This is a genomic window from Bradyrhizobium monzae (assembly GCF_021458635.1).
Taxonomy (GTDB): domain Bacteria; phylum Pseudomonadota; class Alphaproteobacteria; order Rhizobiales; family Xanthobacteraceae; genus Bradyrhizobium.
The window spans coordinates 174,431-190,253 of record NZ_JAIRDQ010000001.1 but is presented as its reverse complement, the minus strand read 5'-3'; the positions used below and the strand labels follow the sequence as shown (position 1 = coordinate 190,253).

Sequence of the window (15,823 nt, the reverse complement as noted above, 5' to 3'; positions counted from 1 at the left end):
GGGATGTATGGAGTCCGGTTCCGCCCCAATGCCCGCCGAAACGCCGCCGAATCCTCCGCCGAAGCGATCGTTTTCGCTGTCGATCGGCCAGATGACGTTCGGCAGCTTCATTCTAGTGTTGGCGGTGATTATCGTCACCTCGACCGCCAGCGTAATCGCGATCCGGCATATCGACGCCACCTTCGCCGAGCTGCAGCGGCTCCAGAGCGTCGGCGATCTGGCGGAGGATATCGACCGCCGCATGAACGATTTGCGGCTCGCCGCGCGTGACTTCGTCACCGATCCCGGCGCCGGCATCCAGTTCAAGCAGGTGGGTGAGGCCGCCTCGACCCTGAGCGACATCCTCAAGAAGACCCGTATCGATCTTGCCCCAGAGCAGCAGGATATGATCGACGGCGTCTCTGAGCGGCTTGCGACTTACCGCAGCGGGCTGGAGCGGATCTCGACCCTGATCGATCGCCGTGCGCAGTTGCTCGCCGGGCTGCCGCCGCTGCGCGATCAGTTCGACGCGGCGGTCTCCGAAAGTGGGGACCGCGATCTCGCCGCCCGCCTGTCGGAGGCGCAGAGCCGGATCGCGCTTGGGCTGCTCGCACGCAATCCGTCGGCTGCCGAACAGGCCGCGCAGGGCATGCGAGCGATGGATATCACCGATGCTCGGCTGAAGTCGGCCGTGAACAATTACGCCGATGCCCTCGTCGCGGTCGCCGTCCGCGAACGGCAGATCGCCGATATCGACCGCGAGGTGCTGGGAACCGAGGGCCGCTTGATCGGCCGCGTCACCGAATTGCTCCGCGACGTCAGCGACCGCCGCGGCCACGTGCTGTCGCGCGATTTCGCCCGGACGCTTGCCGAAGCGCGCTGGCAGAGCATCGTGCTCGGCAGCATGGGTGTGTTGATCGGCATCCTCGCGGCCGCCTTCGTGGTGCGTCGAACGGTGCGTCCGCTGGCCCAGATCGCGCGCTCGATCCGGGCGCTCGCGGCCGGTGAGAAAAGGACCTCGATCCCGTCGGCCGATCTCGACAACGAGATCGGCGATATCGCGCGCGCGGCAGAGGTGTTCCGCCGTGCGTTGGAGGAGGCCGATACGGCGCGCGAGGCGGCGGTGCGGGCGCTCACCGAGCAGCGGCTGGCCGAGGAAAGCTATCGCAAGCTGTTCGAGGGCTCGGTCGATGGCATCTACGTGACGACGCCGCCCGGCGATCTCCTCAACGCCAATCCGGCGCTGGCGCGGATGATGGGCTATGACAGCCCGCAGCATCTGATCGACAGCATCAACGACATCGCCCACACTATCTACGTCGATCCAGAGGCGCGTGAGGAATACCAGCGGCTGATGCACCGCGACGGCATGGTGCGCGAGTTCGAGTATCAGGTGCGCCAGCGCAGCGGCAACATCCTCTGGCTCTCCGACAGCGCTACCGGCGTGCGGGACGAGCAGGGCAGGATCGTCCGCTACGAAGGCACGCTACGCGACATCACCGACCAGAAGCGGGCGGAAGACGCCATCGCCGAAGGCCGCCGCCTGCTCCAACAGGTCATCGACACCGTGCCGGCCGTCATCAACGTCAAGGACCGCGACCTCCGTTACGTGCTGATGAACCGCTACATGGCCGGCATCTTCGGCATCGAGCCCGGCGACGCGCTCGGCCGCACCACCGCCGATCTGATGTCGCGGTATGGCGCGGCCAAGACTGATGAGAACGACAAGCGCGTACTGAACTTGCGACGAGGTCTCGGCTTCTACGAGGAGGAGTACAAGGACTCCTCGGGCAACATGCGGCAATGGCTGGTCAACAAGCTGCCGCTGCTGGATGCCGAAGGCGAGATCGAGCGGATCGTCACCGTGGCGCTCGATATCGGCGAGCGCAAGCGCGGCGAGCAGGAGATGCGGAAGGCCAAGGACTCCGCCGAGACGGCGCTGCGTAATCTGCGTGAGACCCAAGCCTCCCTGATCGAGGCGGAAAAGCTCGCAGCCCTCGGACGCCTGGTCGCAGGCGTCGCGCACGAGGTCAACAATCCCGTCGGCATCAGCCTTACCGTCGCCTCTGCGCTTGAGCGCAAGACGGCGATGTTCAGCGCCGCGGTCGAGCGCGGCGAGCTTCGTCGCTCGACGCTCAACGATTACCTCAACACCAGCCGCGACGCGTCCTCGCAGCTCGTCTCCAATCTCAACCGCGCGGCCGAGCTGATCCAGTCGTTCAAGCAGGTCGCGGCTGACCGCAACTATTCGGACCAGCGCAGCTTCGACCTCGCCGATCTCACCGAGCAGGTGGTGATGAGCCTGCGTCCGGGACTGCGCAAGCAGAACCTGACGCTCAACGTCGAGTGCCAGCCCAACCTGACCATGAACAGCTATCCCGGCCCGTATGGCCAGGTGCTGACCAATCTGTTCCTGAATTCGGTGGCGCACGCCTTTCCGGATGGACGTCCGGGGATCATCGACATCCAGGTGCGCGAGTCCGGCAAGGACAATGTCGAGATCATCGTCGCCGACAACGGCTGCGGCATGTCGCTCGACGTGCGTCGCCGCGCCTTCGATCCGTTTTTCACGACGCGGCGCGATCAGGGCGGCACCGGTCTCGGGCTGCACATCGTCTACAGCATCGTCACCAACCGGCTCGGCGGGCGGCTCGATCTCGATTCCGAGCCGGGCGAGGGGACGCGCATCCAGATGATTCTACCGCGCACCGCACCGCTGGAGCAGGCCGCGGAATAGTTCTGTCCCTAATCAGCCTCTGCGAGCTTGTGCAGGGTGGCGCCGAAAATCAGGCTGGCCTTGCCGACCAGCGCCGTGCCCGTCATCTCCGCGCGGGTGTCCGTGTAGGTCCCGCTGACGCCGATTCCGACCGGGGCAGGACCGCCGAACAGCGGATTGTCATCGCCCCGCGGCGAGGTGTGTCGTTGCACCAGCACCTGGCCTTTGAAGGTGTGGTCGTCCTTCACCACGTAGCTGCCGGTGTAATAGAGGTAGGCATCGCCGCCAAGGATTCTGCCGTCGCGAAAAAGAATCACGCCGCTGCCCTTGCCGGCTCGACCATCGAGCAGGTTCACGTGAATCGAATAGAGGCCGTTCTTCATAACGTCCCGTCGGCCGGCCGCCATCGCCCAACGGCGTAACCGGTGAAGCTTTTATGCCAAAGCGCAACCCCTCGCGCAACGCGGCAGTTTCGCCGGCGGTGGTGTCCCATGCGGGCACGCGAACCGTAATTGTCCCAGCTTGCGTGTGACGCGGTTATGACGGTCTCATCCTGCAGCGAGGCCAGTCGTTGCGAATCGGAGTTGGCCCGCGAAATGCATAACCATCGTTGCACTGGCCGCGGGGTGCTGGAGCAAGACGAACGTGAGCAACTGGATCGATTCCGGCGGCGATGAGCCGCGCTTGTACAGTGCGCGTCCCACGAATTGCGAAACACGACGACGGCGGACTGGCTTTCCCACACGATGGCGAAGTGCGGCAAGTCTTGCTTGTGCGCTGGCGCTGATCGCGCTGGTTGCTCCGGTCGGGCACGCACGCGACCGCGGCCAGTTCGTCAACACCAGCGCGGAACTGAAAGCCTGGTTCGACGGCTTGCGCAGCGGCAAGGGGCCATGCTGCTCCGATGCCGACGGTTCGGCGATCTCGGACTCCGATTGGGAGAGCAAGGACGGGCACTATCGTGTCCGCATCCCACACTTTGGCTACGTGATCGAGGGCCGGGAGCAGGAGCTCGTCTGGGTCGACGTGCCGGAGGAGGCCGTGATCTCGGAGCCCAACCGGGTCGGACGCACCATGGTCTGGCCGATCTACGGCTACACGGGCGTCACGATCCGCTGCTTTATGCCCGGCAGCATGACTTAGCCGGGCAAGAGCACGCCCGGCTCCGATACTGGATGTGCCGCTTCGTCAGGTATATTTCTTGTCGCGCTCGAGCAGCTCGATGGAGATGCCTTCGGGGCCGCGGATGAAGCAGATGCGGACGCCGGGTCGGATCGTGGTCGGCTCGCGGGTGAATGTCACGCCCTTCGCCTTGATCTCGGCGGCGACCGCGTCGATGTCCTTTACGGTGAGCCCGAAATGGTCGAGGCCCTGATGTGGGTGTGGGGGCGGCGGGCTGACGGCGCTCTCGCCTTCCAGCGGCGCGATGAAGATCCTTGCGCCGCCCAGGTTCACGTCGATGCGTCCCGGTGCGCGCACGATTTCGCCGCCGAGGATGTCGCGCAGCCAAGCCGCGGTCGTTTCTGGATCGGGGCTGCGCAGATGGATGTGATCCCAGGTGACGGCGACTGGCATTTTAATTCCTCCCGATCGGGTCTTGCGATGTTGCAGCGCATGTTAGCGATCTCGATCGACGATCGCCACCATGGCTCCTATCCGAGATTCGCGCCGTTGCGGGAACCTTAGTTCGTCTCACGGATTGAGGAAGGAGGCGAGTGACGCACCCATGAACGCAGGGTTTGGCCGGATCGGATTGGGAAACTTCGCCGGGAATGGCGATGACCCGCCGCGGCTCCAGCCCTCAACAAGCGTCTGGCCCAAGCGAGGCCTGCTGTGGCTGCTGGCGGCGCTCGTGGTTGGCGGTGCCGTCTGGTTCCTGATGCCGCCCTCCGAAGGCAATGTCGCGCCGACCGAGCCTACGAAATTGGCGCTGACAAGCATCGATCCAGCGTCCCCGACAAATGCCTCAGATACTGCCGTTGCCGGGCTCGACCGGATCAAGATCTCATCGCAGACCTGGCGTCGCGGCGGGCTCGGCTCGAAGGCGCTTGTTACGTTCACCGTGCGAAATGACAATGACTATGCCGTAAAGGATGTCGAGATCGTCTGCGCCTTCACGCGGCGCGACGGCAGTCATCTGACCGACCGCAGCCGCGTGCTAGCCGACATTGTCGGCATGAAGGCTCGCAAGACCTTTGCGCGCGTCCCGGTCGGATTCGTCAATGTGAATGCCGATCAGGCGACGTGTTCGCTGGTCACGGCGCGGCGCGCCTAAACGGCCACGCGTTCCGCTAGCGAAAAAGTTACCATCCTTGCCCCTTGGCCAAAAATCTTGGCGTTGCCATTTGAACCAAAGGCTGGGCGTAGGAACCAATTATAGGATCGCCGGTTAAGGCGAAGAGCCCACGCGGGGATGCGGGGGGCGGAGCGCGGCCAATGCCCATCTTTCGGTATTTCATGTTCGTCGGCGGAGCGCTGCTCGCACTGTTGTTCGCGGCTGATTTCGTTTGGCCGACATCGCCGGTTGCGCAGGTCGTTGCGGGTGCAAGCTACGATCAGCCGCTGATCCGGATTCGGTCCGACCGCCATCTGCCTGACCGTGTCGTGCTCGACACCAGCCAGCCGACCATTGCCGCGCCGGTGATGAAGACGGTTGCCGCCGAGGCACCTCAGCCGACCGCGCAGGTGGACCGGCTCGCTGATATGTCGGCAAAGGCGCGGGTGCGCGAGACCTTTGCCCAATTCACGCCGAAGGGCGATGTGGCTGTGGGCAGGAAGGCTGATGCCAAGCCGCAAGCCCAGGGTCAGGTGGCCCAGACCCAAGCTCCGCAGGTTCAGCCCAAGCGCAAGGTGGCTCGGGCGCGTCCGGCGGCGCAGCGTGGTCAGCGGATGATGCTGGTGGCACAGCAGCCGCATTTCGGCCTTTTCAACACGACCTGGTGACAGCGCGCCTCTGCCCCGCCTCGATTAAGGCGGGGAGGGCTTTTTATTGTCCGGCCTCTCTGCTAATTCGAACCAATCCGAGCGCCGCAGGTCGGCTGGTCTGCCAGCCTACGTCCGCGGCTTCGGTTGTGGCCCAATGCCCGGGGCCATCAGGGCGCTCGTAGCTCAGCTGGATAGAGCATCGGATTTCGATTCCGAGGGTCGGAGGTTCGAATCCTTCCGAGCGCGCCAGTGAAATCAATAACTTAGCCTGGATTTTGCTTTCTGGTCTTGCTGCGCCTGTCGCGCCAAAATCCAATGCAATTTCAATGGATCAAATACAATCAAAGCGGCTCGACGCAACACGCGGCGCGATACGTCTGTGAATAGTGCGGATTGAGAAGTTACGTCTCGGCGCGTGCGCCGCCTGCATGCCACCATCGCTCGTTGATTCGCGGAGACGAGCTATGGCTGAGGAAGCCTTTTCAATTCTCAAACTGTCGGACGTCGTTCTCGCTACGTGCACCTTGCTTGGTCCCGTGCTCGCTGTGCAAGCGCAGAAATGGGTCGAGAGCTACCGTGAAAAGAGGGATCGGCGGTTCAATATATTTCGGACCCTAATGGCGACCCGCGCAGCAAACCTCACAGCGGCGCATGTCGAGGCGATCAATGCTGTGCCGATAGACTTTTACGGCGACAAACCCATCGTCGACGCTTGGGAAGAATACTTCGAACACCTGACGAAAAGCACCGACACAGGTGCTCTGTGGGGCCAACGCAGAATCGATCTGTTCACCAAGCTGCTAGCCGCGATCGGGCAGAGAGTTGGGTACGAATTCAGCGTGGCCCAGATGAATCGCATCTATTTCCCGAATGCCCACGGGAAAATGGAAGAGGATGCAGAAGCGATCAGGACGGGCATGGCAGCGTTGTTCAAAGGTGACTATGCGCTGCCACTCGCTATCAAGAGCGTGGCCAGTGATCCTACCGCAGCAGAGATGCAAGCGAATCTGAACAAAAAGATGAATGCGGCATACGCCGATGACGGCTCACTTCGAGTGACTATCATTCCACAGCAGGGCGCGTGACAATGGCTCAAGATTTCTACGATCGCAACGGACGTGCGACACACTACGTGGACAACAACGGCACATTTTATACCTGGACCGGCCAGCCCATCGGCTTCGTGCAGGGAGAAGAACTCTATGCAACATCCGGTCGCCATGTTGGCCGGGTATCGTCAGGATGGATTAGAGATCACAACGGACACGGTGTCGCATTTTCTCAAAATGCTTCAGGCGGCCCATTACCCCCGATGCGGTCACTTCCTTCTCTTAAATCGCTGCCGTCTTTGCCTCCCTTGAGGAGCCTTCCCTCGTTGCCTCCACTGCCTGCCCTGCCGTCGCTGAGCTGGAGTGGCTACAGCGTTGACGATCTATTCGGCTAGCAAACTCACTGCTCTGTGGATGATACATGTGGAGGTTTGAGAATGGTCGACGTTTCTGCGATTGCAGCCGCAATCTCGGCATTCAAAGGGGCGAGTGACATTGGGCACGCAATGATCAATTTGCGTGACGCCGCAGCTTTTCAGTCGAAGCTGCTGGATTTCCAATCGAAGCTCATAGAAGCAAACGCTAGCGTCTTTGCAGCTCAAGATGAACGAGCTGAACTGCTCCGGCAAATCGCCGACCTTGATCAAGAAATCTCAAAGCTCAAAGCCGAGAAACGCAAGTTCGATCGTTATCAATTGAAGGACTATGGCGACAACTCATTCGCCTACGAACTAAAAGCATCTGAAGCGAACGGAGAACCTCTTCACCGAGCTTGCGCCACTTGTTTCAACGATGAAAAAATCAGCATCTTACAGTTCTCGCATAAATCGGAGGGGCAGGATTGGTATGACTGCCCTCGATGCAAGAAAAACCAACACTTCGGCACGCGCGTGCGCAGAGAATCATACCGGTCCCATGACAGCGACTTCTAGTGCATTCTAAACCCGCAGCTCTGTCCTGATCACGGTATGCACCGGTCCACGCAGTTCTGTCAGCACCCACACGAGCGCGTCAATGCGATCCGGGAATAGCCAGAGCGCAGCCACATCAGGCGTTGATTCCGTCCGGGGAAACGTTCAAATGTTTTTGGAAGAGTTATTGAAGGCTCACCAGTTCACGATAGCCGCTCTCGGCGTCCTGGGTACGTTTGCTGCTGTCACCGTGGCCCTGCTTAATTCATACATGACGGCCAGAGCGTCTCGTACCAAAATACACGCATGGGCATCGATCAACGTTGTCTACCACGATTCAATCAAGGGCACTGAGTTGCCCAGATATCTGGTTGTCTCCGTACGAAATTTGGGCGTCATGCCCGTGCACATCGGCGCCGGTTTCTTTCATTGGAAAATACCTTTCCAGCGGCAACTTTTCGAAGTTCTGCCGCTGGATATGTCGGCCGGTGACAAGTGGGCGCCACAAAGGAAATATCCGACCGAGATAAAACCGCGGACCTCCGACCGATTCTTTTTGTCGGACCTTGAGATGTTTCGGCATTACAGTCGGCAACACTTTATCGGCGCTTCGATCTGGAGCCGAATAACGGGACGCTTTTTATCGGCCGTGGTTTTCACGGACGAGGGCAAAGTCTTTAAGGTCGTTTTGGATAAATCGGTACGCAAACAACTGGCTGCAATTCGAAAGGATCAACCTCACAACAGTGCTGGAGTAGCTTAGATCTGCAACGGCTGTCGGCTAGTCATCGGCCTGTTCGTCGCAATGAATAGCGCGATACAGATAGCCAGGATCAAGTCGTCATGCGCGCCCGATCGCGCATTGTAGGTCACGCGGCCCGACTCGCTGACCTTGCGGCCGAAATCGCGCAACTCCTCTTTGAGCGCTGGCGACTCCATCAGATCAGCAGCGATCTTTAGTTCTCCCGAGTGCATCCGCGACTCGAGACCAGAGACGAGAAATCCTTTCGGCACATGATGCGTGTTGCCGCCGTTTATCGTCACTTCGTTGCCGGCGGTGATCAAGACTTTTTGCGGTCGCAAGCCGGCCCGCTCGAATTGATCCGCAACAGGCCGACCGCAGCCCGTGAAATCCAAAGCGAACGTCGCGCCGACGAGAGGTTCACGCCCCAACAAGTTCGCCACATGCTCGATTTGCTGAGGGTACGGCATTCCAAGAGGCAAGCGCTCCAAATGCCGAACTAGAAACCGTTCAATCTTGGTCTGACGCAGCACACGGTTCTTATCGTCGCGCACGTGATCGCCAGGGATGACCTTATAATTGAGTGCGCAGATGGCGCTCGGGTCTATGGACTGGCCGACGTCAAGGCCCACGATCCATTCGTCGCGCGGGCGCACGTCGGCGCGGCGCCAGCCGGACGGGTCAACCATCGTCATCATTTCCATAGCGGCCTCACCTCAGGGTCAAACATCATTTCCACCAGGCTCGAACTGAATGCAGCAATGTCCGAGTCGAGGAATTCGCAAAGGTATTCTTCGCGGAACTTCGTCTCGCCTAAATTCTTTCGCTCGCGCGCTAGGAATTCCGGTGTGATGCGCGGACAAGATCCCAATTCAACCCTGATGCGATGCCACTCGGGATCGGTCGACGTCCAAGTTTCGTAAAACGAGCCGCGCTTGCCTTTAGGTGTCGACAGATAGACGAGCTGTGCGCGTGGGTTCGTCGCCAGCATGGGGCGGATGGCGGCGATCAGTGCATCTGAACACCGCGCCGCCTCATCGATGATCGCCAGACGGACGTTGGCCAGGCCGCGGATGGTGTCGCCGTCATTGTCACCTGGCAGGGCGAGCAATCGACTACCGTTCGCAAACTCGATCCGGCGGGCGGCATCCCCGACGAGGGGCGCAGCATCCTTGATCCGATTGTGGGTGGTGCGCGATCGCAGCACAAATTCGTCGGATAAGCGCTGAGCAGGCGATGCGATCAGGATCAGGCTATCCGGCTCGGTCGTCGCGACCGACAGAGACTTGATGACGCTGGCCTCGGTCTTCCCGTGCTGCCGCGGGATCAGCATGGCCGTCTGCGGCGCGTCCGAGCGGACGAATTCGGCCTGCCATTCGTCCAGTTCGATATCCGCGTCGCGAGCCAGTAGGGCCGGATCCAATGCGCGAGCAATATCGGTTGCCATTGTATTCATGGCAACAGTACCGGGCAGGGCGGCGGCACGGGCGTAGCCTCAATGAGCAGGGGCGGCTTGCCAGCGCGCTGGGTGATGGCCGCTGCCGCGTCGGTCTCCATCCTATGGAGGGCCGCGCCCACCGCGCGCGCCGCCTCGGGGAAGGGGCGTAGCGCGGTGGTGATGGCCTGGCGAAGCGCCAGGTAATCGGCGCTGATCAGGAGCGACGTCGACCGCACGTCGTGGCGCTGCACGATCATGCCGAGCAACTTGCCGACCAGGGCCAGGTTGCCAGTAATTGCGCCTTCGGCACTGATCGCCGCTTTGATGTCGCCGAAGTCGATCGCTGTGGCTACGTGCTGTTGCAGCCGCGCCCGCTGGTGGACTAGCTGCGACAGCAAGCCTTCCTGCTCGCTCGCCTGCAGCGCTTCAAGGTCGATTTCGGTCGGCTTCTGAGCGGTCAGGATCGCCGCGCGCATGGCAGGGCTGACGTGGTTCGCCGCATGGCGGCCGACCGCATCGGCGCTGACATTGAAGCGACGCGCGAGCGCGTTGTGCGCGATGCCATGCGCAAGCCCGATCTCGATTTGATGTCGGGACTTATGCTTGCAGATTGAACACGTTGGTCCGGTCTTGGCCATGGGCAAACTCACTTGCGATTTGACACCGCGAATAGCGCCCTCGACCCGCATCACCGGCCAAAGGCGCAACATAGGCGCAACATGATATAGAAAATATCGCGATTTCAGTGCGTTAAGATGCGACCCAAAGATATAAATTCCGTTAATCGCGTTGAGGCAGGCGCGAAAGCACTGGAAAACCGGTGCGAATTCAAGGACGGTCGCGGCCCTTGCCGATTTGTAATTGCACGAACACCAAGCTGCCACCCGGCCGACCAAATGCCGCCGACGTCTAACGACCATAAGATAGCGGTCCCACGGAATTCGCCCGATGTTATTTCAAGTCACAATCGTTTGCCTGATCGCACTCAGCGTTAGCGTTCTCCTTGCTCACGCGGTCGACGCCCTCAGGTCATAGCGAGCCGAAAGCCGGCCAAGCCGTCTCCACCGTCGCCGTGTTGGGCACGCTGGGCGCAGTGGGCGCGGTTTCTCTTGTGCCTATTATTTCTTCTGTTTCTCTCTTTTCTTTCCTGTCTACACATTAGTGAACTCAGACTCTGACAACATGACAAAACGTGCCCAACGTGCCCAACACGCCCGCGTTACGGTCTTATCGGAACCAAGGGCGGTGCGTCGGCGGTCGCGCTGATCAGTCGCGCCGCAGCTAAGCGAGCATCTTCGCTCAATTCCTGACGCGCGTAGATCGTCGTCTTGCCACCGGGCATGCGCCACCGCCCGCCGCTGTCCCGAGCGTCCGGGTTCGCGACGGCGACGTATCCACATTCCGCAAGCCGCTTCGGGATTGCCCTGCGAAGCTTGGCGTCTTCGAACATCAACCGGAGCTGACTATCACCGGGCGTGCGCGCCTTGACCATTTGGAGTGTGAGGGCGTCGGGCTTGCCCATGCTTTCGATCACGTCGGACAGGTCGCCGCTCTCGGGAGCTACGCCGGCCGCGACCACCATGTGCCAAGCGGCCGTTTTCGGCGGGGGTGCCTTTGCGTTGAACGCGGTTAGGTCCAGATTGGTCAAGTAGTGCGCGACCGCTTCGTTGCCGCCGTTCTCGAACCAGGCATTGATGTCGTCCCAATAACCGGGCGTGAAATCCCCCTGTGTCCGGGTCGACACGCAAACGAAGTGCCGACGGTCGTCGGGAGCTAGGTACAGGGCGTCGAGGTGGTTCGACGTCATGATCACGCCGCTCACGTTCACCGCCGCGTACTGCGGTACATGCTTCGTGTTGATCCGATGCGCCTCCGGTGGGTTGGTGATCACGTCTTTGGTGGCGTCATAAAAGCCATAGCGGGACTCGCCGCCGAGATCGTGGACTTCGTTAATTCGGAGGATGACCGACTGCAGATAGTCGTTCCATTCTGAATTGAAGAACGTCTTGGCGGTGATCTGTTTGAAGTTCTGCGAACCGATCGCGGTGATTGCAGGCTTTAGAATCGTGTCCTTGCCGATGCCCTGCGACCCGATGAAAACGAGCGCATGGTTCACTTTGTCGCCGGGCCGCTGCACGCGGTGCGCCAGCCATCGAACGATGTGTCCAGCCTCGCCCGGATAGATCGCCTCGATATGGTTCAGCCACTTCGAAACGTCGCCCTCGATATGGTCGACGTGCGGCGGAACGTAGCGATTGAACGTCCGGTCGCCGCGGCTGCGGATCCAACCGTCTACCGTGAGAACCCTATCTTCGATGATCTTCGATTCACCGGGTGCCCAGCCCATCGATTTGACAAAGCGGTGTTGCGATAGCCAGGTGCTCGCGAGTGCCCCCGGACCTTCGGTTTTCATTGCATCTTTGACGCGGCCGATGTGCTTGTCGACGCTTGCGGAATTGAATAACTCTCCGGTCCGCTCGTAGATCATTCTGCCCGAGGGCAGATGCGCCCAATAGTCGTTCAGGGCGTGCGCCTGATCGATGGGCAATTCAGGGTGATCCGGAAGCGGCCCGAGCAACGCGGCCTCGTATTGTTCGCGCTCGCGTCGGTGCTGCTCGATGATTTCCGCAGGGATTGAAACCGGAAGCGGTAGGGGACACGTTGGGGGGGTGGGGCATCCAAAATGCTCCTTGAACATCCACGTTATGTCCTGCTTTAAAAGAGCCGGCAGGGTTTCGAGGTTCGCGCCCTCGGTTTTGAAGTCGCTCAGATTCCACCAACGACGCGTGATTGTGTCGTGCCGATCCTCCCATGACATTGCAAGGAATGCGGCAAGCCCATCTTCGCCTGGGAAGCTCAATTTAATCCGTTTGCCGATCGATATCCAATTGTCATTGCCGAGCGACTCGACGCCACTCGTCCAGCGCTCGACCTTCTTTGTGATCCACCAGAGCAATTGATCGTAGCGGACTCCATCATGCGAAACTCCGCCTACAGCATCGGGGACCGGTCCGGTAACCGCCTTTACCTCGGGCCGCTTCAAAAGCTCGAACAACGGTGCTGTCCGATCGCTATACGGATACGGAGGTGGCGCATCTGCGGCAAGAACATATGGACGGCCTCCGAACGCCGACCCAGGCGCGACGTTGTAAGCGCGGTTGCGGACCGAAATCCGTTCGCCGTCTTCCTCGCCGGTCGCCAGGGGGCGAAAATGAGAAATCATCACTTTCTGATGGCCGCGATACTGATGTGGGTCGAAGCCCTCCGGACACCGGAAAGCAAAATGCCATCCGCCCTTCGGGGAGTGACCGTAAGGCGCCGGGGTTTCGATCCCGATCTCCGCGCACCACCTGGTGAAGTGCTCCCACGCCTCGTCGCGGTCGCCGTGAGCGTCTACGTCAATCAGGACGAGTTGCGACAGGCAGGCCGAAATACCCAGTTGATGACCTTGTGTCCGCCAGGCTTGCCAGTCGAGTAAATTCGGCGTGGCATCATAGAAGCCGTTTCCGCATGCGGGCGTCTTCGTGTCTGACAGCAGCGGAAAAAGCGCGAGGGAGTGACGTTGAGCGTATTCGAAAAACTGATCTGACATTTTGCGATCTCCTCAGGCGTACGCGTGACCGAGGACGAGTTGCTTCATCTCCTCATGAGAGCGCGTGACGATGCGCTCAGGCATGACGACGAAGAATGCTGTGAAGTGGACTCCATAACGTTGACCAGAGAAGAAGGTGCCGATTGGGGTGATCGGCATAGGTACGTCCTCGGTGATATTCCAGCCGACAACGGGAATTTGTCGCAGGGTGCCGCGGTCGTCGAACCACAGCGATTCAGCATCGGATGGGGGAAGTACGTGCATGCTCGGAACTCCTTGATGATCTTGCGGAGCCCAGCAACTTTCATATTGCGATGTCGATCGAAGTATGGTAGCGATGAACTTGCGACATTCAACGGTTACTTCGACGCCTCAGCAATTGCCGTTGCTGGGGCGTTTTGTTTATGTCAGGCGGACATTGGTGGCCTGCGGTTTACCGGTGCGCGAGCTGATTTCGATCTCGAAGCCGACGTGCGTACCGACTTCCAGTGCTTCGGTTCCGTGCGGGAGTGCGCTGACGTGGCAGAACACGTCGTGTCCATCCGTCGCGATGAAGCCGAAGCCACGTTCGGCATTCCATTTCTTGACTTGTCCGATCTCCATTTCCATTTCCTTGTTTGAGGGGAGTTACGCGCAAGCTGCAGGAGCGATCTCGCGCGCTGCCAGCCAGTCTGCGGCTGCAGCCTCGCTTATCCGAGTACACTTCCCGATCTTGACCACGCGTGGTCCTTTGCCTTCCGCGCATCGTCGATAGAAGGTCGCTCGGTGGATGCGATACCGCCGGCAGAATTCATCAACAGTCAGCATGTGCCACTCCTATTCCTGAACGCAAAAAATCCCGCCGCAGGCAATCAAGCCTTTGGCGGGTTCGTCACAGCGCAAGAATGCGCTCGATTCCTAAAAAGTCGCTTAACGTCGCGGGTTGGCGCGCTTACGACCAGAGCCGGCGGGTGAAGTTCAAAAAGCCAGCCAAAGGCACACCGAACAGAATGCCGGCGGCTCCATAGGCAATCCCGAACAGCGTTGCCGTCCATGGCCCTGAACTGGTGGCAACGCCATAGACGGCGCCGATCGCGCCGAGCGTCCCGGCAATTATGAACATGTTGCGGTCGTTACGCGCCTCGACGTTGTGGATAGGCGTCCGCTTACGATTGAGGACCGGAGGACCAAAAGGTTGTCGTGACCCGCAACTCGGGCACGCAGCGGCATTCCCCGAGACCGCGTGTCCGCAGTCGTAACAATCAATAAGATTTTGAATCCGGCCCATTTCGTACCCTAAGCGATCACGCGGCCTGTACACAAGAACGGCGGCGGTGTCACTCTGTAACGATCGCAGGCATGCGTCGGCCCGGGTCGCTCGCCAGGACGCGAATTTGTGCCGCTGGGATGCCGAGCCCAAAAAGGGTCGACATCAGATCGACACGGCTTCCGCCGCTCGCGAACCGTTCGACGGCGGTCTCGTATCTATCCATATCGGCAAGCGTACGAAGCGCGACGGCGCGCGCGCGGATCGTTTCAAGCATGGCGATGCTGCCCCCTCATGATTCCCCGCGAGCATGGAACCATGACGCAGCGCTATCGTCAAGATAATTTCGGATTTATGTAAATTGTCAACATTGTGCTGATAGTCACTCGGCTGCCAAAATCGCTATTTTGGAACAACAACGTCGCTCGCGTAGTCCTCCAATATAGCTTGCACTTGATTGGCGCTGAGATCCTTGAAGATCGACTCTATCACTGCCTTTTTCATTTCGAGCACTGCATTACGAACGCACTGTGCCACTACATCCGGCCATGTAGAGTTCTGTGCTGCGCCGCGCCCCAACTCGTAGCAAGCTGCTATCGCAATCCCCACAATCGCAGTCACGCGGTATACGTGAATATCGCCCACACTAACCCGTGCCCACCGTAGGTCTATCGAAGAATCGATCGTGAGTTTTCCAGTGGCAGCGTCAAATTTTATTAGAGGGTCAGACAACTTGGTTTTAGCAAGTTCGTTAGCGACAATCTTTGTTGCTGCTTCATCTGAAAGGGGCGCACCTTTGAATTTCAGCACCTCGGCAGTTATTGGGTCCTCTGCCTGTGAAAATTGAGAATCCAACGCGCCCGTGAATTTTCCGAACAGGGGGTTCGTGCTGTCGAGCAAGTGACCCCGTTGGGCAAATTCGAGCAACTTCGCGTCGTTTCTGAAAATTGCCTCCGCCTCATCAAGCTCTATGGGCTTCAGAGCGCGCTTGGGCGCCTTGTTTCCCCATATCAGAATGATGTCTTGCACAATCTCCGCGACCGATCTTCGTTGAGCATGCGTAGGTGCAATCAGGAGCGCCAGACTAAGAATAATGACGAGCGGTTTCACAATTCGCTCCTAAACAACGCATGAACGAAAGTTAGTATAGCGCATTCCTGCAACTAAAAATAGAGACGACAGTTCGTCGGTTCGAACAAGCGATCTAGACATTCCTCGGCGACAT

19 protein-coding genes and 1 tRNA gene are annotated in these 15,823 nt (G+C 59.8%); 9 read left to right on the top strand and 11 right to left on the bottom strand.

The features are described from left to right. Nucleotides 1–28: 28 nt before the first annotated feature. Nucleotides 29–2,716, top strand: a complete 2,688-nt coding sequence (locus K3F49_RS01020; protein WP_234678931.1) for a PAS domain S-box protein — start codon at nucleotides 29–31, stop codon at nucleotides 2,714–2,716. Between the two features lie 8 nt (nucleotides 2,717–2,724). On the opposite strand, the gene K3F49_RS01015 is transcribed toward K3F49_RS01020, so the two are convergent. Continuing rightward, nucleotides 2,725–3,078, bottom strand: a complete 354-nt coding sequence (locus tag K3F49_RS01015; protein WP_234678930.1) for a GrlR family regulatory protein — start codon at nucleotides 3,076–3,078, stop codon at nucleotides 2,725–2,727. Between the two features lie 262 nt (nucleotides 3,079–3,340). Between K3F49_RS01015 and K3F49_RS01010 the strand changes: the two genes are divergently transcribed. Next, nucleotides 3,341–3,838 carry a hypothetical protein gene (locus K3F49_RS01010; protein ID WP_234678929.1) on the top strand — a complete coding sequence of 166 codons (498 nt, stop codon included), beginning with the start codon at nucleotides 3,341–3,343 and terminating at the stop codon, nucleotides 3,836–3,838. Nucleotides 3,839–3,883: 45 nt separating this feature from the next. On the opposite strand, the gene K3F49_RS01005 is transcribed toward K3F49_RS01010, so the two are convergent. Then, nucleotides 3,884–4,270, bottom strand: coding sequence for a VOC family protein (locus K3F49_RS01005; RefSeq protein ID WP_234678928.1), 387 nt, complete (start codon nucleotides 4,268–4,270; stop codon nucleotides 3,884–3,886). A gap of 151 nt (nucleotides 4,271–4,421) precedes the next feature. On the opposite strand from K3F49_RS01005, the gene K3F49_RS01000 reads away from it, so the two are divergent. The 7 genes from K3F49_RS01000 to K3F49_RS00975 all read left to right on the top strand — a co-directional run bounded on the left by K3F49_RS01000 (nucleotide 4,422) and on the right by K3F49_RS00975 (nucleotide 8,343). Then, complete coding sequence (locus K3F49_RS01000; RefSeq protein ID WP_234678927.1) at nucleotides 4,422–4,970, top strand: hypothetical protein; 549 nt, start codon at nucleotides 4,422–4,424, stop codon at nucleotides 4,968–4,970. 161 nt (nucleotides 4,971–5,131) lie between these two features. Then, nucleotides 5,132–5,638: a hypothetical protein gene (locus K3F49_RS00995; protein WP_234678926.1), complete on the top strand. Its 507-nt coding sequence runs from the start codon at nucleotides 5,132–5,134 to the stop codon at nucleotides 5,636–5,638. A 154-nt stretch (nucleotides 5,639–5,792) separates the two neighbouring features. Next, a tRNA-Arg gene (locus tag K3F49_RS00990) sits at nucleotides 5,793–5,869 on the top strand. A gap of 215 nt (nucleotides 5,870–6,084) precedes the next feature. Next, nucleotides 6,085–6,705 (top strand): DUF6680 family protein, encoded by a 621-nt coding sequence (locus tag K3F49_RS00985; protein ID WP_234678925.1) that lies wholly within the window; start codon nucleotides 6,085–6,087, stop codon nucleotides 6,703–6,705. Nucleotides 6,706–6,707: 2 nt separating this feature from the next. After that, nucleotides 6,708–7,064, top strand: coding sequence for a 4-fold beta flower protein (locus K3F49_RS39610; protein ID WP_452100180.1), 357 nt, complete (start codon nucleotides 6,708–6,710; stop codon nucleotides 7,062–7,064). Between the two features lie 42 nt (nucleotides 7,065–7,106). Further along, the gene (locus tag K3F49_RS00980) at nucleotides 7,107–7,601 is read left to right on the top strand and encodes a hypothetical protein (RefSeq protein WP_234678924.1); all 495 of its coding nucleotides are present in this window, start codon (nucleotides 7,107–7,109) and stop codon (nucleotides 7,599–7,601) included. 148 nt (nucleotides 7,602–7,749) lie between these two features. Further along, nucleotides 7,750–8,343 (top strand): hypothetical protein, encoded by a 594-nt coding sequence (locus tag K3F49_RS00975; protein ID WP_234678923.1) that lies wholly within the window; start codon nucleotides 7,750–7,752, stop codon nucleotides 8,341–8,343. Here the strand turns inward: K3F49_RS00975 and K3F49_RS00970 are convergent. The 9 genes from K3F49_RS00970 to K3F49_RS00930 form a co-directional block, all read right to left on the bottom strand. Continuing rightward, nucleotides 8,340–9,026 (bottom strand): hypothetical protein, encoded by a 687-nt coding sequence (locus K3F49_RS00970; protein WP_234678922.1) that lies wholly within the window; start codon nucleotides 9,024–9,026, stop codon nucleotides 8,340–8,342. The two genes, K3F49_RS00975 and K3F49_RS00970, sit on opposite strands and share 4 nt — an antisense overlap. Then, on the bottom strand, nucleotides 9,017–9,769 hold the full coding sequence (locus K3F49_RS00965) for a terminase large subunit domain-containing protein (protein WP_234678921.1): 753 nt from the start codon (nucleotides 9,767–9,769) through the stop codon (nucleotides 9,017–9,019). The genes K3F49_RS00970 and K3F49_RS00965 overlap by 10 nt, the downstream gene beginning before the upstream one ends. A 5-nt stretch (nucleotides 9,770–9,774) precedes the next feature. Next, nucleotides 9,775–10,398, bottom strand: a complete 624-nt coding sequence (locus K3F49_RS00960) for a hypothetical protein (RefSeq protein WP_234678920.1) — start codon at nucleotides 10,396–10,398, stop codon at nucleotides 9,775–9,777. 581 nt (nucleotides 10,399–10,979) lie between these two features. After that, nucleotides 10,980–13,352, bottom strand: a complete 2,373-nt coding sequence (locus tag K3F49_RS00955) for a bifunctional DNA primase/polymerase (RefSeq protein ID WP_234678919.1) — start codon at nucleotides 13,350–13,352, stop codon at nucleotides 10,980–10,982. 12 nt (nucleotides 13,353–13,364) lie between these two features. Continuing rightward, nucleotides 13,365–13,616, bottom strand: a complete 252-nt coding sequence (locus K3F49_RS00950) for a hypothetical protein (RefSeq protein WP_234678918.1) — start codon at nucleotides 13,614–13,616, stop codon at nucleotides 13,365–13,367. Nucleotides 13,617–13,754: 138 nt separating this feature from the next. Further along, entirely contained in the window at nucleotides 13,755–13,955 is a 201-nt protein-coding gene (locus tag K3F49_RS00945) for a cold-shock protein (RefSeq protein ID WP_234678917.1), read from the bottom strand. A gap of 24 nt (nucleotides 13,956–13,979) precedes the next feature. Beyond that, nucleotides 13,980–14,159: a helix-turn-helix transcriptional regulator gene (locus tag K3F49_RS00940; protein ID WP_234678916.1), complete on the bottom strand. Its 180-nt coding sequence runs from the start codon at nucleotides 14,157–14,159 to the stop codon at nucleotides 13,980–13,982. 124 nt (nucleotides 14,160–14,283) lie between these two features. Then, nucleotides 14,284–14,454, bottom strand: coding sequence for a hypothetical protein (locus tag K3F49_RS00935; RefSeq protein WP_234678915.1), 171 nt, complete (start codon nucleotides 14,452–14,454; stop codon nucleotides 14,284–14,286). Between the two features lie 546 nt (nucleotides 14,455–15,000). Beyond that, nucleotides 15,001–15,708 (bottom strand): hypothetical protein, encoded by a 708-nt coding sequence (locus K3F49_RS00930; RefSeq protein WP_234678914.1) that lies wholly within the window; start codon nucleotides 15,706–15,708, stop codon nucleotides 15,001–15,003. Nucleotides 15,709–15,823: the final 115 nt, after the last annotated feature.

What these genes read in the sequence shown, in the direction of transcription:
- K3F49_RS01020 (WP_234678931.1), top strand. Translation starts at nt 29, where the DNA reads ATGCCCGCCGAAACGCCGCCGAATCCTCCGCCGAAGCGATCGTTTTCG.
- K3F49_RS01015 (WP_234678930.1), bottom strand. Translation starts at nt 3,078, where the DNA reads ATGAAGAACGGCCTCTATTCGATTCACGTGAACCTGCTCGATGGTCGA.
- K3F49_RS01005 (WP_234678928.1), bottom strand. Translation starts at nt 4,270, where the DNA reads ATGCCAGTCGCCGTCACCTGGGATCACATCCATCTGCGCAGCCCCGAT.
- K3F49_RS01000 (WP_234678927.1), top strand. Translation starts at nt 4,422, where the DNA reads ATGAACGCAGGGTTTGGCCGGATCGGATTGGGAAACTTCGCCGGGAAT.
- K3F49_RS00995 (WP_234678926.1), top strand. Translation starts at nt 5,132, where the DNA reads ATGCCCATCTTTCGGTATTTCATGTTCGTCGGCGGAGCGCTGCTCGCA.
- K3F49_RS00985 (WP_234678925.1), top strand. Translation starts at nt 6,085, where the DNA reads ATGGCTGAGGAAGCCTTTTCAATTCTCAAACTGTCGGACGTCGTTCTC.
- K3F49_RS39610 (WP_452100180.1), top strand. Translation starts at nt 6,708, where the DNA reads ATGGCTCAAGATTTCTACGATCGCAACGGACGTGCGACACACTACGTG.
- K3F49_RS00980 (WP_234678924.1), top strand. Translation starts at nt 7,107, where the DNA reads ATGGTCGACGTTTCTGCGATTGCAGCCGCAATCTCGGCATTCAAAGGG.
- K3F49_RS00975 (WP_234678923.1), top strand. Translation starts at nt 7,750, where the DNA reads ATGTTTTTGGAAGAGTTATTGAAGGCTCACCAGTTCACGATAGCCGCT.
- K3F49_RS00970 (WP_234678922.1), bottom strand. Translation starts at nt 9,026, where the DNA reads ATGGAAATGATGACGATGGTTGACCCGTCCGGCTGGCGCCGCGCCGAC.
- K3F49_RS00965 (WP_234678921.1), bottom strand. Translation starts at nt 9,769, where the DNA reads ATGGCAACCGATATTGCTCGCGCATTGGATCCGGCCCTACTGGCTCGC.
- K3F49_RS00960 (WP_234678920.1), bottom strand. Translation starts at nt 10,398, where the DNA reads ATGGCCAAGACCGGACCAACGTGTTCAATCTGCAAGCATAAGTCCCGA.
- K3F49_RS00955 (WP_234678919.1), bottom strand. Translation starts at nt 13,352, where the DNA reads ATGTCAGATCAGTTTTTCGAATACGCTCAACGTCACTCCCTCGCGCTT.
- K3F49_RS00950 (WP_234678918.1), bottom strand. Translation starts at nt 13,616, where the DNA reads ATGCACGTACTTCCCCCATCCGATGCTGAATCGCTGTGGTTCGACGAC.
- K3F49_RS00945 (WP_234678917.1), bottom strand. Translation starts at nt 13,955, where the DNA reads ATGGAGATCGGACAAGTCAAGAAATGGAATGCCGAACGTGGCTTCGGC.
- K3F49_RS00940 (WP_234678916.1), bottom strand. Translation starts at nt 14,159, where the DNA reads ATGCTGACTGTTGATGAATTCTGCCGGCGGTATCGCATCCACCGAGCG.
- K3F49_RS00935 (WP_234678915.1), bottom strand. Translation starts at nt 14,454, where the DNA reads ATGTTCATAATTGCCGGGACGCTCGGCGCGATCGGCGCCGTCTATGGC.